This window comes from Alcanivorax sp. HI0044, assembly GCF_001634945.1.
On record NZ_LWEZ01000650.1, the window covers coordinates 1 to 266 of the forward strand.

The window sequence follows — 266 nt, forward strand, 5'->3', positions numbered from 1 at the left end:
TAGGCGATGGCCAGCATGAACAGGCTGCCGTGCAGGTAGGTCAGGGACTCTTGCAGGGCGATGTTGCCGATATCGAAGCCGTAGCGCAGCACCACCACCAGCACCATGCCCAGCACCAGCAGCAGGGCCAGCCAGGCGCTGCCGCGGCCGATGGCGATGGTGAAGGCGGTAAGCCCTTGTTGGCAGTGCTGTAGGCGCTGTTTTCTCATTATTGTCGGGAGATCGGTGAAAATGGGCATTATACGGAAAACGCCACAGGCAGCACG

The 266-nt window shown here is 60.5% G+C and carries 1 pseudogene; it reads right to left on the minus strand.

Annotated features, from left to right (window positions below):
- Positions 1–209 (minus strand): annotated as a pseudogene (locus A3730_RS07900) (C4-dicarboxylate ABC transporter permease); the annotation flags it as partial.
- Between the last annotated feature and the right edge of the window lie 57 nt (positions 210–266).